At 59.9% G+C, this 13,360-nt stretch carries 10 protein-coding genes and 1 tRNA gene; 7 read left to right on the forward strand and 4 right to left on the reverse strand.

Translation table 11 applies throughout. The features are described from left to right. The first annotated feature begins 22 nt into the window (after positions 1-22). The 3 genes from KDL09_RS04830 to nagB all read left to right on the forward strand — a co-directional run bounded on the left by KDL09_RS04830 (position 23) and on the right by nagB (position 3,355). The gene (locus tag KDL09_RS04830) at positions 23-373 is read left to right on the forward strand and encodes a VOC family protein (protein WP_294382082.1); all 351 of its coding nucleotides are present in this window, start codon (positions 23-25) and stop codon (positions 371-373) included. A 57-nt stretch (positions 374-430) separates the two neighbouring features. After that, positions 431-1,333 (forward strand): lipoyl synthase, encoded by a 903-nt coding sequence (lipA, locus tag KDL09_RS04835; protein ID WP_294382085.1) that lies wholly within the window; start codon positions 431-433, stop codon positions 1,331-1,333. A gap of 135 nt (positions 1,334-1,468) precedes the next feature. Then, the gene (nagB, locus tag KDL09_RS04840) at positions 1,469-3,355 is read left to right on the forward strand and encodes a glucosamine-6-phosphate deaminase (RefSeq protein ID WP_294382087.1); all 1,887 of its coding nucleotides are present in this window, start codon (positions 1,469-1,471) and stop codon (positions 3,353-3,355) included. 20 nt (positions 3,356-3,375) lie between these two features. Here nagB and KDL09_RS04845 read toward each other — a convergent pair whose 3' ends face one another. Continuing rightward, a complete protein-coding gene (locus tag KDL09_RS04845; RefSeq protein WP_294382090.1) occupies positions 3,376-3,855 on the reverse strand; it encodes a transcriptional repressor in 480 nt (159 codons plus the stop codon). A 295-nt stretch (positions 3,856-4,150) separates the two neighbouring features. On the opposite strand from KDL09_RS04845, the gene KDL09_RS04850 reads away from it, so the two are divergent. From KDL09_RS04850 to KDL09_RS04865, 4 genes are all read left to right on the forward strand, one after another. Further along, positions 4,151-4,753, forward strand: coding sequence for a hypothetical protein (locus KDL09_RS04850; protein WP_294382092.1), 603 nt, complete (start codon positions 4,151-4,153; stop codon positions 4,751-4,753). A gap of 33 nt (positions 4,754-4,786) precedes the next feature. Beyond that, positions 4,787-6,790, forward strand: a complete 2,004-nt coding sequence (locus KDL09_RS04855; RefSeq protein WP_294382095.1) for an ATP-binding protein — start codon at positions 4,787-4,789, stop codon at positions 6,788-6,790. Between the two features lie 99 nt (positions 6,791-6,889). Beyond that, the gene (gene rimO, locus KDL09_RS04860; protein ID WP_294382097.1) at positions 6,890-8,248 is read left to right on the forward strand and encodes a 30S ribosomal protein S12 methylthiotransferase RimO; all 1,359 of its coding nucleotides are present in this window, start codon (positions 6,890-6,892) and stop codon (positions 8,246-8,248) included. A 32-nt stretch (positions 8,249-8,280) separates the two neighbouring features. Further along, positions 8,281-8,970, forward strand: coding sequence for a PIG-L family deacetylase (locus KDL09_RS04865; protein WP_294382099.1), 690 nt, complete (start codon positions 8,281-8,283; stop codon positions 8,968-8,970). 22 nt (positions 8,971-8,992) lie between these two features. Here KDL09_RS04865 and KDL09_RS04870 read toward each other — a convergent pair. From KDL09_RS04870 to KDL09_RS04880, 3 genes are all read right to left on the reverse strand, one after another. Beyond that, positions 8,993-9,068: transfer RNA gene (locus tag KDL09_RS04870), tRNA-Lys, on the reverse strand. A 75-nt stretch (positions 9,069-9,143) separates the two neighbouring features. Next, the gene (locus tag KDL09_RS04875; protein ID WP_294382101.1) at positions 9,144-10,190 is read right to left on the reverse strand and encodes an alpha/beta hydrolase fold domain-containing protein; all 1,047 of its coding nucleotides are present in this window, start codon (positions 10,188-10,190) and stop codon (positions 9,144-9,146) included. Between the two features lie 32 nt (positions 10,191-10,222). Continuing rightward, positions 10,223-13,300 (reverse strand): hypothetical protein, encoded by a 3,078-nt coding sequence (locus KDL09_RS04880; RefSeq protein ID WP_294382103.1) that lies wholly within the window; start codon positions 13,298-13,300, stop codon positions 10,223-10,225. Positions 13,301-13,360: the final 60 nt, after the last annotated feature.

Here is a 13,360-nt window from a genome sequence, read left to right on the forward strand (position 1 = left end):
TCGTGTGGCACAGGGCCTGCCTATGAAAGTGGAACGACTCAAGTATGTGATCTGGGCGGCGGACATGAACCGTGCCGTGAACTTTTACGCCACCGTCTTTGGCGGCACGATCCTCAAGCAGAACGACATCATCAGCGAAGTCTCCATCTGCGGCGGTGTCATCGGCATTCACGGCGGAGGCGAAGGCGCCCGCACCTGGACCGGTCTCAGCTTTCAGGTGCCCGATGTGATCGAAGGCGCGCGTGAAATCGTCGCCGCCGGCGGCCAGCTCACCCGCGAGCCCGAGCCTGAAAACGGTGAACCACCCCATCTGGCCATGTGCGTGGACCCCGAAGGCAATGAGATCATGCTCACACGCAAACGGGCGCATTGAGGGGGTGGCCAAACGCGTTGCAATCGCCCTCGTTTAGGCCATTCATTCTGCCCCCCCATGACCCCCAAGATCGACCCTGCCCTGCATCGCGACAAAAAACCGGACTGGATCCGCGTGACCCTGCCGCGTGACCCGAAGTTTTGGAGCACCAAGGGGCTGATCACGGACCTGAAACTGCACACGGTGTGCGAAGAGGCCCAGTGCCCGAACCGCTGGGAGTGCTGGAGCCAGGGCTCGGCGACGTTCATGATCGCCGGCGATCGCTGCACACGTGCCTGCGGCTTCTGCGCGGTGAAGACGGCCAAGCCGTTCGCCCTGGAGGCCGACGAGCCGCAGCGCGTCGCCGAGGCGACAAAGCGCATGGGATTGAACCACATCGTGATCACCGCGGTGGCGCGTGACGACGTCAAGGACGGCGGCGCGGATCATTTTGCGCGGACGATCGAAGCCGTGCGCGAGGCGGTGCCGACGATCACGATCGAGATTTTAGTGCCCGACTTCAACGGCAAGGACGATGCGCTCGAAGTGGTGATGAAGGCGAAGCCTCATATCTTCAATCACAACCTCGAAACCGTGGAGCGCCTGACGCCGCTGGTGCGCAGCCGGGCGATGTATCACCGCAGCCTGCATGTGCTGAAGCGTGCCAAGGAGATGGCCGCAGAGCTCGGCACGAAGTGCGCGACGAAGAGCGGCCTGATGCTCGGCCTCGGTGAGACGGAAACCGAACTGTTCCAGGCGATGGACGATCTGCGCGAGCATGACGTGACCGTTTTGACGCTGGGCCAGTATCTGCGCCCTTCCGCGCAGCACCTGCCGGTGATCGAATACATCCACCCGGACACGTTTGAGAACTACAAGCAGATCGCGCTGAAGAAAGGCTTCCGTCATGTGGCGAGCGCGCCTTTGGTGCGCAGCTCGTATCATGCGTCGGACTTCAAGCCGGAACTGGATCTGGAGTGACTAAGTCTTTGGGCCTCGGCTGAATTGATTCAGCGGAGCATTAGGCGTTGTTGAATGGAAGTGGCATGATGGGCCGGAATGCGGGTTGCGTGGATAATAATCCGCTCCTTCTTCGTATTTCCCCAACCTAACGTCATGTCTATCCGACCTCCCGCTGAAGCCTACGAGAAAGTTCCGACCGTCATTTTCCCCGATTCCGCGCAAGCTGCCAAAAAGCTGGCGCAGGAGGTGAAGCAGCTGATCGAAGAGAAGAACAAGGCGGGGAAACCCGCCGTGCTGGGCATGGCCACGGGATCGACGCCGGTGCCTTTTTATCGCGAGCTGATCCGTCTGCACAAGGAGGAGGGGCTGAGCTTCAAGAACGTCATCACTTTCAACCTCGATGAGTACTACGGTCTGAGCGCCGATCATCCGGAGAGCTATTCGATGTTCATGGCGGAGCAGCTTTTCGATCACATCGACATTCCAAAGGCGAACATCAATCTGCCGAGCGGAACGGTGCCGGGGGATCAGGTGTTCGCGCATTGCCGCCAATATGAAGAAAAGATCCAAGCCTCGGGTGGGATCGATCTGCAGATCCTCGGCATCGGCCGAACGGGCCACATCGGCTTCAACGAACCGGGTTCGAGCCGCGACTCGCAGACCCGCCGCATCACTTTGGACCGCGTGACGCGCCAGGACGCGGCGAGCGACTTCCGCGGTGAGCAAAACGTGCCGCATTTCGCGATCACGATGGGCGTAGGTTCCATCCTGCGGGCGAAGAAGCTGGTGCTGATGGCCTGGGGAGAGAACAAGGCTGTGATGGTGGCCAAGGCTGTCGAAGGTCCGATGACGGAGGCGATTTCTGCCTCGTTCCTTCAAGATCATCCGGATGCACGGTTCTTCATCGACACGGGTGCCTCCCGCGAACTGACGCGGATCAAGCTGCCGTGGCTCGTTGGTCCCACCTCATGGACGCCGCGTGAGACGCGTCGGGCGATGGTGTGGCAGGCGTTCAAGATCCAGCGGCCGATTTTGAAGCTTATTGATGAGCACTACAATGAGAATGGCCTGTCCGACCTGCTTTCCGAGCAGGGACCCGCCTACCAGCTCAACATCCGCATCTTCAACCAGCTCCAGCACACGATCACCGGATGGCCAGGCGGCAAGCCGGACGAGGATGATACTTATCGCCCAGAGCGTGCGCGTCCGTATCCGAAGCGCTGTCTGGTGTTCAGTCCCGAGCCGCAGGATGCCATTACCGGCATGGGTGGGACGATCGACCGCCTCGTTGAGCAGGGGCATGATGTTCGATTGATCGCGCTGACCTCTGGCAGCCTGCGGGTGCCGGACAGCGAGGCGGACAAGTTTGCTGAAACGCTTTTGGAACTGGCCTCCAATGCGGCCAAACCAGATGCATGGGGACCACAGGTGGCTTATGCACGCGAAGCGCTGGCTCTCTTGGAGGAGAAAGGTGAGTTTGGTGAGGATCCGCCCGTGATCAGGCAGTTGAAGGGACTCATTCTGCGCGGCGAACTGCGTGACGCCGCTCATACGGTGGGTCTGGCGAATGACCGCGTTACATTCCTGGACCTGCCGTTCTACGAGCATGGCCGTTACCGCCGGTTCGTGAGCACGTCGGAAGACACTCTCGCGCTCACGCGTCTGTTGCAGGACCACAAGCCTCATCAAATCTACGTCACGGGCGATGCGGCAGACCCGTCGAGCGTTTCCGGCATCTGCTTCCGCCTGCTGGTGGCGGCGTTGCAGGCCTGCGCAGGTGAAGAGTTTGCCGGTTCCTGCAGTGTGTGGCTCTATCGCGGCAAAGAGCGTCCGCTGGAGCCGCACGAGATCGATATGGCCATTCCGATGAGCCCGCTGCAAATCGAGCGCAAGGCGAACGCCCTGTCACGCTATGGTGCCCTGTCTTCGTTGGAAAAAGAGGCGCCGGAAACGAACCGGGAGAACGCGCGTCTCTATGACGCGCTGGGTCTCGCGGAGTATGAGGCGATCGAGACGTTCCAGCGCTGGCGCAGATCCTGAGCAGGGAGGCGTGAACCGCTTCAGCCAGCGGTCGCGAGCTTTGCATCCCGATACTTGCATTTGCCGAGGCGGCTCAGTTCGTCGCAGTGAGCTTCGATGCGCATGCTCTTCATGCTGGGCTGGAATCCGAGGCGGCGTGTAATGCAGTCATGCAGCAGAGCGGTGTGCTCGTCTTCAAATTCGACCACGCGGTCGCAGTCCAGGCAGATCAGGTGATTGTGCTGGGGCTTGTCGAGGAAGTTGGGATCGTAGTAGGTCTGATCGCGACCTAGATCGACCTCGCGTAGCAGCCCGCATTCCACCAGCAGCGTCAGGGTCCGGTAAACGGTGGCCCGCGACACGGTGCTGTCGAGTTTGCGGGCTTTCTCCAGCAGCTCCTCGGCTTTGAAGTGATCATCTGTGGCAAAGGCTGCCTCCACGATGACATCCCGTTGCTTGGTGCGGCGCAGGCCTTGACTGGCCAGATGTGCGTCCAAGCGTTGAGTAATGCGTTCGTCCATGTGCGAACGAGGTTAGCCACGGCTTCCCCGTGACGCAAGGCGGCGCTTGGGTCAGAATGGATTAGCAGTCCATGGTTTAAGACAACGGAGCGGAAAAGGGACTTGGAAACAAAGGCCATGTTACACGTAAATAGTTGATAAACAAAAGATTAGACGGTGTTGAACGAGTGATGCCGAGTGATGAAAACCGCTCGAAACGACTGTAGAAACAAACTGTCTATTCAAATTATTTTAAAATAATTATGGATTTTATTGTTAATATTGATAAAATTACTACCATTGCCTGATTCCAAACATGCCTTTACCGTTTTCATTTTCCACACAACGCCAAAGCTCTGAGGTCGAAAAGCCTGCAGGAATGGTGCCAGTTGGTGTATCCGAGAGGGTGATGGATCTCGCACCTGGGCAGGTCAGCACCGAGCCCTTGCTGGGGACTCCTGGAAACAGCTTTACCCCACCGCTGGCTGAAAATGGCCCTCGGGTAGCCGTGGAATCTCTTCGGGTGACTGCCAGCCAGTTGCCTCCCTCTGCTTCGCCGAATCAGCGTCGCTCCACCGGTCGGGACTCGGTTTCCTCTGATCTGGTGTCAATGGCGACACAATTCGTTCCTAAACCAGCGTCTGCGGCGGCTCAGATGGAAAACTCCACCAGTTCCGACTGGTCGGTGCAGATCGAACAGCTGCGCAATGATATTTTCGGCATCGCCATGAGCGTCAGTGCCTTAAGTGACCGCATTGACCGCCTGGAGCAACGAGTTCCTCAGGGCGGTCAGTCAACCCAGGAGGGTCTTGCGATCCTGCGCGGCGAAATCGAAGCCTGGTTGGAGAATCACCTCAATTCTGCCGTCGAGCACTGCATGCATCGAATTGTCAGCCGCACTCATTCTGCCGCCAATTGACCCCTTTTTCCAACCTCACTCCCTCGACATGTTATGAACTCCCTGCGACTACGCATTCTGTTCCCGCTCTGGCTGTTTGGCTTCTTGCCGGCCATGGGAGCCACCCGCATGATGGGCCAGCCTCTGGACTGGTTCTTCGGCCTCACGGGTGTTCTGCTTGGCGGTGGCGTCTTCCTTGCCGCTTATCTGATCTCCGGCTGGCTGCTCAAACCGACCACGGCGGTGATGAAGGGCACCACGGCCGTCCTGCGCGGTGTGCCTCCTGACGCCCAGTCCGCCGAATGGCTGCCGGAAGATTTCTGGAAGCTGCGCTGCGACATCAACATGATTTTTGCCAAACAGCGTCAGGCGCTCAATGCTGCCGAGCAGCACGCCTGCCAGAACGCACAGCGCCTGCTCAATGCCGAGCGCCTGCTGCGGGAGGCCTTTACCGCTCTTCAAGGCCTGTTCGCCGCGAGTGACGAGGGGGTTTTGGTGGTCGACGCCCAAGGTTCCATCATCGCCTCCAATTCAAAGCTGGATGACTTCCTCGGCAGCGCGGTGGAAGAAATTGCCGGTCGGGACGCCTCGCGCGTTCTCAATGCCCTGAAGGAGCGTTTTCAGGAAAAGGCGGCCATCTCCACCTGGATCGAAAACACCACCGGCAATCTTGAGTCACAGGACGAAATACCTCCGCTGGCGACGACCGACGGCCGGGTCTTTTCCCTGCGCTCGAGCCCAATGCGTACGGATGCCGGCGAGGTGATCGGACGTATCTGGATCGTTAAAGACCGCTCCGAACTGAGGGTGCTGGAAAACCAGCTGCGTGAATCGCAGAAGATGGGAACCATCGGCCAGCTCGCCGGCGGCATCGCCCACGACTTCAACAACCTCCTCACCGCTATTCGCGGCAATCTCACTCTCGCTGAACTCACGCCCGCCACCAACCAGGCCGGCGTTCGGGACAAGCTGCAAAACGCCAATCATGCCACCACGCGCGCCGCCGAGCTCGTCAAATCGCTCCTCGGTTACTCACGTCGCAGCACCGGCACCTCTATTCGCAAGGTCACCAACCTCAAGCGTCTGCTCGCGGACGTGCAGAATCTCCTCAAGCACAGTGTCGATCCGCGTGTCACGATTCAGATGCGCGGCGGCATGGACGCCTCCTACGTCAACGCCGATGCCACACAGATCGAGCAGGTGATGCTGAATCTCTGCCTCAATGCCCGCGACGCGCTGCCAGCGGACAAAGGCGTCATCGAAATCGCCGTCGAGAACGTCACTCATCGCAATCCTTCGGATGCCGTTGGCACTGACGCCTCCGATTTTGTGATGCTCGTGGTTCGGGACAACGGTCACGGCATTTCCGAAGAGCACCGTCATCGTGTCTTTGAGGCGTTCTTCACAACCAAAAAGGGTGGCTTGGGGACGGGACTTGGCCTCTCCACGGCTCAGGACATCGTGCGTGAGCATGGCGGCTGGATCGAATTTGACAGTGAAGTCGGACGTGGCAGCGAATTCCGTGTGTTCGTTCCTCGGGTGCTCAATCCCGACAAGGTCGAAGATGAGGACACGGTCGACCATGGCCCGGCGATCAACGCTCCAGCGGGCGGTCAGACCACCATCCTGGTCGTCGATGACGAGGCTCCGGTGCGTTCGATCGCCTTGAACATGCTCGGCTTCCTCGGATACCGGGTTCTCGAAGCCTGCGACGGTCAGCAGGCGCTCGACATTCTGCTGCGCAGCAATGAAAAGGTCGATGCCGTGCTGCTCGACATCTACATGCCCAAGCTCTCCGGCCGCGACACCTTCAAAGAACTGCGTGCCGTCGGCAACGATGTGCCCGTCGTCGTCTGCAGCGGCTTTGTCATCGATCCGGACGAGTTCATGATCCTCAGCCAGGGACACCCGCCGCCCGTGGACATTATGCTCAAGCCCTACTCGCTCGACGGCTTGAGCAAATCGCTCGCCAAAGCGGTGAAGAAGCCGGAACAAGACCCCGCCTTCGACCTCACCGCCAGCCGCTCGTCGCCACCTACCGCGGCCATGGCGGCCTGATCTCCACGTGCCCGACCAAGATCGCCCCCGGAGCAACCGCTTTCGGGGGCGATCTTTCTTCTTTCCGCAAGCCGCAAAGGGGTTAGACTCCGCGCCCCCATGATCAAAGTCGGCCTCGTCTCCCTCGGTTGCGCGAAAAACCTCATCGACTCGGAAATCATGATCGGCCACCTCCAGCAGGCGGGCATGGTCATGACGCCTGAGCCCGATCTCGCGGACGTGCTCATCGTGAACACCTGCTCGTTCATCGACATGGCCAAAAAGGAGAGCGTTGGCGCTGTGCATGACGCTGTGGACGGACGCGCGGGCTCGAAGAAACGCACGCGGCAGAAGATCATCGTCGCCGGCTGCCTCTCGCAGCGCTTCTCGCAGGAACTCCCTGGCCTCATGCCGGAGGTGGACGCCTTCATTGGGCTCGACCAGATCACGCAGGTCGCTCCCATCATTCAGAACCTCGTCGGCACCAAGGATCACGAGCAGGAAAACCTCGTCACCAAGCAGCCGCAGTACATTCCCGACTACGACACGCCGCGCTTCCGCCTCACGCCGAAGCACATGGCCTACATCAAGATCGCCGAAGGCTGCAACCATCCCTGTTCCTTCTGCATCATCCCGCGCATCCGCGGCCGCCACCGCAGCCGCACGCAGGAGAGCATCGTCAAAGAGGCGCGCCAGCTCGTCGCCAGCGGCGTGAAGGAGATCAACCTCATCTCTCAGGACACCACCTACTTTGGCATGGACAAGTGGGAAGGGGAGCGCCCCAAGCCGCGCAGCGGCGTCGATTCCAGCAAGGGCGAATCCCTCTCTACGCTTATCCGTGAGCTCAACAAGATCGAAGGCGACTTCTGGATACGCCTCCTCTACACGCATCCCGCGCATTGGAGTGACGACCTCATTCAGGCGATCGCCGAGTCGCCGAAAGTCGCGCGCTACATCGACATGCCGCTGCAGCACATCAGCGACAACATGCTCAATCTCATGAAGCGCGAGACCGACGGCGCTTACATCCGCGATCTCATCAAGCGCATTCGCGCCGGCATCCCCGGTATTGCCATCCGCACCACCTTCATCGTCGGCTTCCCCGGCGAGACCGAGGCTGACTTCAACGAACTGCTCCAGTTCATCGAAGACACCAAGTTCGAGCGTGCCGGCGTGTTCAACTACTCCAAGGAGGAAGGCACCCGCGCCGCGAAGATGGAGGACCAGATCCATCACATGACCCGCAAAGCCCGCTGGAACGAGGCCATGCGCGCCATCCAGCGCAGCATCGAAGGCTTCAACACCACCCAGGTTGGCCGCAAGGTGCGCGTCCTCGTCGAAGAGCCTGGTGTCGCCCGCAGCGAGATGGACGCCCCCGACATCGACACCACCGTCTTCGTCAACAAGAAGCTTCCCGTCGGCTCCTTCGCTGAAGTTACCGTCAAGGAATGGCGCGGCTACGATCTCGTGGCCGCATAAAAGCAACCGGTGACTGCGTACTGGTCTCCACCATGACACGCACCCTCCTCGCCATCGGCGCGCATTATGACGACTGCCCTTTCGGCATCCCCGGCACGCTGTTGCGCGCGGTGCAGAAGCATCAGCGTGTGGTCATCCTGAGTTTGATTGGGGACTACACGAACTGGCCGCCGGTGAAGGGCAGGGAACAGGGTCTGCTGGATCTCTCGAAGCAGCTGGCCGCCGAGCGCGGCATCGAAATGCGCTTTCTGGGATGGAAGAGCCTAGGCTTCGAGCCGTCGCTCGAGACCAAGCGCGCCGTGGCCGAGGTGGTGGCCGATGTGCAACCGGACACCGCCTTCATGCTCTGGCCGCGTGATCGCCACCCGGACCATGAGGCCGCCAGCGCCATCTGCCACGCCGCGCTGTATCAGCCGGCGCGTCTGCTGGGCCGCGATGCCGTGAAGTCGCCCTCACGCGTTTATTGGTATGACAACGGGCCGGGGCACACCATCGGCTTTGAGCCGGACACGTATGTGGATGTTTCCTCAGAATGGCCCGCAGCGAGCGAATGGCTGGGCCGCCTCATGGCCTACGTGCGCAAGGAAGACTACGATCCGGCGAAAAATGATGCCGCGATGGACACCAAGACGGTGCTGGCCCGCTATCGTGGTCTCGCCTGCGGTGCCGGATACGCGGAAGCGCTCAAGAGCGTGCGTCCGGTGGTCAATCCCGACCTGTAAAACAACCATCTCACTTTTGGAGTGGTACCCCCGGTAGGATTCGAACCTACGACAAATTGATTAAGAGTCAACTGCTCTACCAACTGAGCTACGGAGGCATGTTTGGGAACCAAACGGCGTTGGAGGGCGCGAGTTTTAATCGAGTCTGCGTCCTGTGCAAGCGCGTTTTGCCTTCAGTGGGAAACTTTCAGGTGCTGCAGGAGGAACTGGACGGCGTCGGGCTTCGGTTCGGGAGCGTCCTGAGCGACGATGCAGAGCACATGGTCGGCAGTGCATTCCTTTTGAACTTCCCGAGCATGCTGGATGCAGTGCAGCCATTCGCCGCGGTTCGTGGGCGCTGAAACCACCTGCGGATTGCTCAGGAAAAGCGGCGGATCATCTGCGGAGATCCATGCCAGCATGTCGCATTCCTTCAGCACGGATTTGCCTCTGTCCGTGGCGAGATCGGCTACGGATGGGAGGTGATAAAACAGGGCTCCCTCGGCTTCGCTGGTGTTGAACTCGGGTTTCACCGGTCCCAGAAACGATTCCCAGCGCGTGAGGTCGTAGGTGGCCTGGGTGGCATTGCACACGGCGCAAGTGAGGCGGGTGGATTCGCGCAGCACGGGATCTTCGGCCTTCGGATCAGCCATGTCATCATGCGTGGCCAGCCAGAGGGAGGTTCCCGCTCCGGCGGAGCCACCCATGGAGGCGAAGCGTGTTTTATCGAGCTTCCACTCGCCGGCTTTCGACCGCACAAACTGCACGGCCCGCGCGCATTGCCGCAGAATGTCCTGGATCGGCATGCTGTCGAGGAAAGGGTAGTTCACCGCCACGCACGACACGCCGCTGGCGAGGAGCTGGTCCGTTTGCTTGTCGGATGCCCAGCGGCTCTTGTCACCGTTGCGGAAACCTCCGCCGTGAATCATGAACACCACCGGCGTCGGCTGCTCCGACTTGGCGAGGTAGAGATCGATCTTGTTCCGTTCATGCGGACCGTAGGCGATGTCAGCGAAGTCGGGCTTCAACGCATTGGCCTTTGGCTTCGCGGCCTCCGCCGGCTTCTTCTTCATCTTCTGCAGGAACGCCCTGCCTTCTTCGAGCGTGAGGATGCCGTCCTTGTTCGTGTCCGCCTCCGGAAAACGCTTCAGGCCTTCGCGGAGCTGGTCATTGTTCTCCGAAGTGACCTGAGCGAAGAGAGACGATGCAAGGGTGAGTGCGAAAAACAGAATGCGGCGCATGGCGGGGAGGTGGTCAAAACTCAATTTCGTCCTCAAGGTAGCGGCGAAATGCGAATTTTGTGAAACTCGGTTTTGCCCTTGGACCACCAGTCGCCGCCGCGGAACTGCAGCGTGCTAACCTCGCGGTCAATCTTCGGACCATCGCAGATTTTTTCACCATCGACGAATAGCTCGGTCTTCTCCGCCAAGGCCTTCACCGTGATGTGATACGGCTTGTTGCGTTCATAGGTGAACAACTTCTCGCCTTTGACCTGAGGATAAAGTCCGAAGGTGGTCTTGTAGGCCTCGTTGGCAAATTTGACGTTGCCCATGACAAGGCGCGGGCGCAGTCCTTCGAGGACCTTGATGTCGAAGTCGATCTGGAAGGGCGGCGTGCGGTTGAATTCGTAATACATGGTGCTGTCGCCACCGCCGATCAGCTGTTCAGCCGTGCGTGTCCATTCGCCGGCGATTCGCTGCCACTTGATCTGGTTGGAAGCGGCCAGCGGCTCTTCGGGACTGTTGTTCCGCGGCGCCTCAAGCTCGGCTTCGACATAGAGCGTCACCTCCTTGGCTTCCTGGGGATCTTGAGCGTTGGCCTGCAGTTTGAGCGCCTTCGTTTTCCACGCGTCACGCGCCGTGGCCAGTCTGGCGCTCAAGCTGGCGCGATATCCGCGAAGCAAGGTGGCCAGCGATTCCTCGTCCTCAGCGGGAACCGGCATGTCTTCCAGTTTGATGCCCTCACCGCGCTTTAACTGCACGCCGAAAGCGGCGGTCTTTTCGGATTCTCCGGCTCTTCCCGCCTGTTGGAGCTGCTTCGCCAGTGTTTCAGCTTCGACCAGTGCACGCTCATTGAGATCTGCGATGGTGCGCAGACGTTCTGCGTCGAAGCCGGATCGCAGTGCTGTCAGACTGGCCGGAGTCGTGTCTTCCTTGTCGATTTCTTCGGGGGGATCCAGACTGCGGATCTTGATGTGGCGAATGTGCGTGTGGGATTTCTCATCGAAGAAGTGATTGAAAAAGCCGATGACGGAATCTTCGGGCATTTCGAAAGGATCGCTTCCCTCGTAGGCGACGCGATGACCGACGACGATGTCACGGTGGTTGAGCCGGTAGGTCACGGCGCCGTTGCGGCAGACGATGTGAAATTTGTAGACTTGTCCGTTGATCGGCGGTGTGACGCGTGGTGCAGGTGTGGTGTAAAATTTTCGCAGCATCGAGGAGACGGCGATCAGATTGGAGTCGCTCCATTGGGCGCAGGAGATCCAGTCTTCAGTCTGTGCGCGGGGCTGGCTGTGATAGCCGAGAATGATGCAGAGGCCCTGGGCCTTCGGGATGTCCTTGACCTCATACTCTCCCATCAACTCGAAGTTGGATCCGGTGCGTCCGTTGTGCAGCATGAAAGCCTGCGCATCGATGCCGTTGTTGATGAGCGTGCCTTCTTTCGTGCCGCTCCAGGAGCCGCTGAGACGATGCCATTCCGCCATGTCAGGCAGGGCTTGAATGGGCACCCACTCACCCGTGGCGAGCGCCTTTTCGAACTTACACGCGGCGATGCGCTCCATCAGCACGCCTGGAGGCTCGCCCTGAAAGCGCGCCGCGATGTCCTGATAGCCCTGCAGCGCATCACTCACCTTGCGCAGCATGTACATCTCCTCCGCCGCATCCCACTCGTTGTTGAATCCAAATGCATACAGCGCGGACTGTCCGCGCACTTCGGCTTCATTGGCCATCAGCAGCAGCCTGCGCCGTGTCTGCCGCGGAAACGGTTCCGGCACCTTCTGAAAAGTGTCGTACGCAGTTTCGTAATCGCCCACCGCCCATGCCATCACACCCAGATCGGCGAGACGCCAGGGACGCTGCCAGCCACGATACACATAGTCGGATTCTGCCTGCGCCCGGCTGGCCGCCACCACGGTCTTCTTCATCGGCGGCTGCGAGAGGACGGCACGCAGGTCCTCGGTGTCCTCTTTGAGGTAGTCCAGTGTGCGGTGCATTATGCTGGTGATGGCGGTCTCGTGATGGCCTGTCAGAGCGCAGGCACAGTAGAAAGCCTTCATCTGCTCCACGCTGCCGCCCCAGCGCGGGCGCAGCGCCCACAGCAGGTTGTAGTAGGCCGGGTAGTAGTCGAACTGGGCGCCGATCGCGCGGTCGAACCACAGGCGCAGCGTGTCTCCCTGCCTGCCGTTTCCGCATTTGACGATCTCGACCATTTTGGAAGCGGGCGCGGCACGGCCGGGGCGCAGTTCCCAGGCTTTGAGATAATGATCCCGCGCCTTGATCTGATGTTCTTCGAACTGTTTCCAACCCTCCGCCTTGACCGTGTTTGCGTAACCGGTGCCGCGATAGGTCCAGGCGATTTTGTGCTCCAGGTCGCCTTGCAGCATCTCGCGCAGCCACGGGGTGAACTGCGGTGTGTTGCAGAGCTTCTCGAGCTCATCGGCGTGTTCTTTGACGTTGGTGCTGCTGAACACGAACTCCAAATCTTTGAACAGCAACTCGTCATCCTGCGGCCGGTACACATTTGTGTCCGTCGCGCACTTCAGCATGTGCTTGAAGCGCTCGAGGTCAATCTTCGAGGTGACATCCGCAGGCGGACGTCTCATGATGTCCTTGTCCTCCTTTAAAATGTTCGAGGCCACCACGGCGGGGTAGTCTTTGAGCAGCTTGTGACGTTTGGCCTTCGACAAGTAATCGCGTGCGTCGCTGTAGGCTTCACGGTCCTGCCAGACAGCCCATCCGGCGAACCAGTACACAAGCGGCTCATCGACCTTCGCATTGATGAGGGCCACTCCTTCCTTGGCCATCGCTTCCCATGGCCGTTTGGGATCCACATCCGGATGACCGGCATGCACCATCAGGGCCTGCCTGACGAAGCTGCGCGCGGCGGCGGCCTGAGCGGGCCACTTCTCCAGGTGTTTTTCGAACGGTGGCAGGATCACACGCTGCATCCAGCCCCAGCGTTCGCGTCCTTCATCGGATTCGAAACGCGTGCCCGGTTTGATCTCGATGGGGGCGAAGTTCTGCGCCGCCATGAATTCACGGGCCTCCTTTTGCCAATCATCTGCCGCGACGGCGAGGCATGGAAAAAATGCCGCGATGCACAGCAGGGGCGTGAGGTTCAGTTTCATGACCGGAGATGACATCAAGAAGCCCTGCTGCTGTCCAGATGATTTTCTCCCGCCGCGTTC

This window comes from Prosthecobacter sp., assembly GCF_020439865.1.
Classification (GTDB): domain Bacteria; phylum Verrucomicrobiota; class Verrucomicrobiia; order Verrucomicrobiales; family Verrucomicrobiaceae; genus Prosthecobacter.

Coding starts and splice junctions, on each gene's coding strand:
- KDL09_RS04880 (WP_294382103.1), bottom strand. CDS start 13,300: ATGAAACTGAACCTCACGCCCCTGCTGTGCATCGCGGCATTTTTTCCA.
- KDL09_RS04875 (WP_294382101.1), bottom strand. CDS start 10,190: ATGCGCCGCATTCTGTTTTTCGCACTCACCCTTGCATCGTCTCTCTTC.
- KDL09_RS04855 (WP_294382095.1), top strand. CDS start 4,787: ATGAACTCCCTGCGACTACGCATTCTGTTCCCGCTCTGGCTGTTTGGC.
- rimO (WP_294382097.1), top strand. CDS start 6,890: ATGATCAAAGTCGGCCTCGTCTCCCTCGGTTGCGCGAAAAACCTCATC.
- KDL09_RS04850 (WP_294382092.1), top strand. CDS start 4,151: ATGCCTTTACCGTTTTCATTTTCCACACAACGCCAAAGCTCTGAGGTC.
- lipA (WP_294382085.1), top strand. CDS start 431: ATGACCCCCAAGATCGACCCTGCCCTGCATCGCGACAAAAAACCGGAC.
- nagB (WP_294382087.1), top strand. CDS start 1,469: ATGTCTATCCGACCTCCCGCTGAAGCCTACGAGAAAGTTCCGACCGTC.
- KDL09_RS04845 (WP_294382090.1), bottom strand. CDS start 3,855: ATGGACGAACGCATTACTCAACGCTTGGACGCACATCTGGCCAGTCAA.
- KDL09_RS04830 (WP_294382082.1), top strand. CDS start 23: ATGAAAGTGGAACGACTCAAGTATGTGATCTGGGCGGCGGACATGAAC.
- KDL09_RS04865 (WP_294382099.1), top strand. CDS start 8,281: ATGACACGCACCCTCCTCGCCATCGGCGCGCATTATGACGACTGCCCT.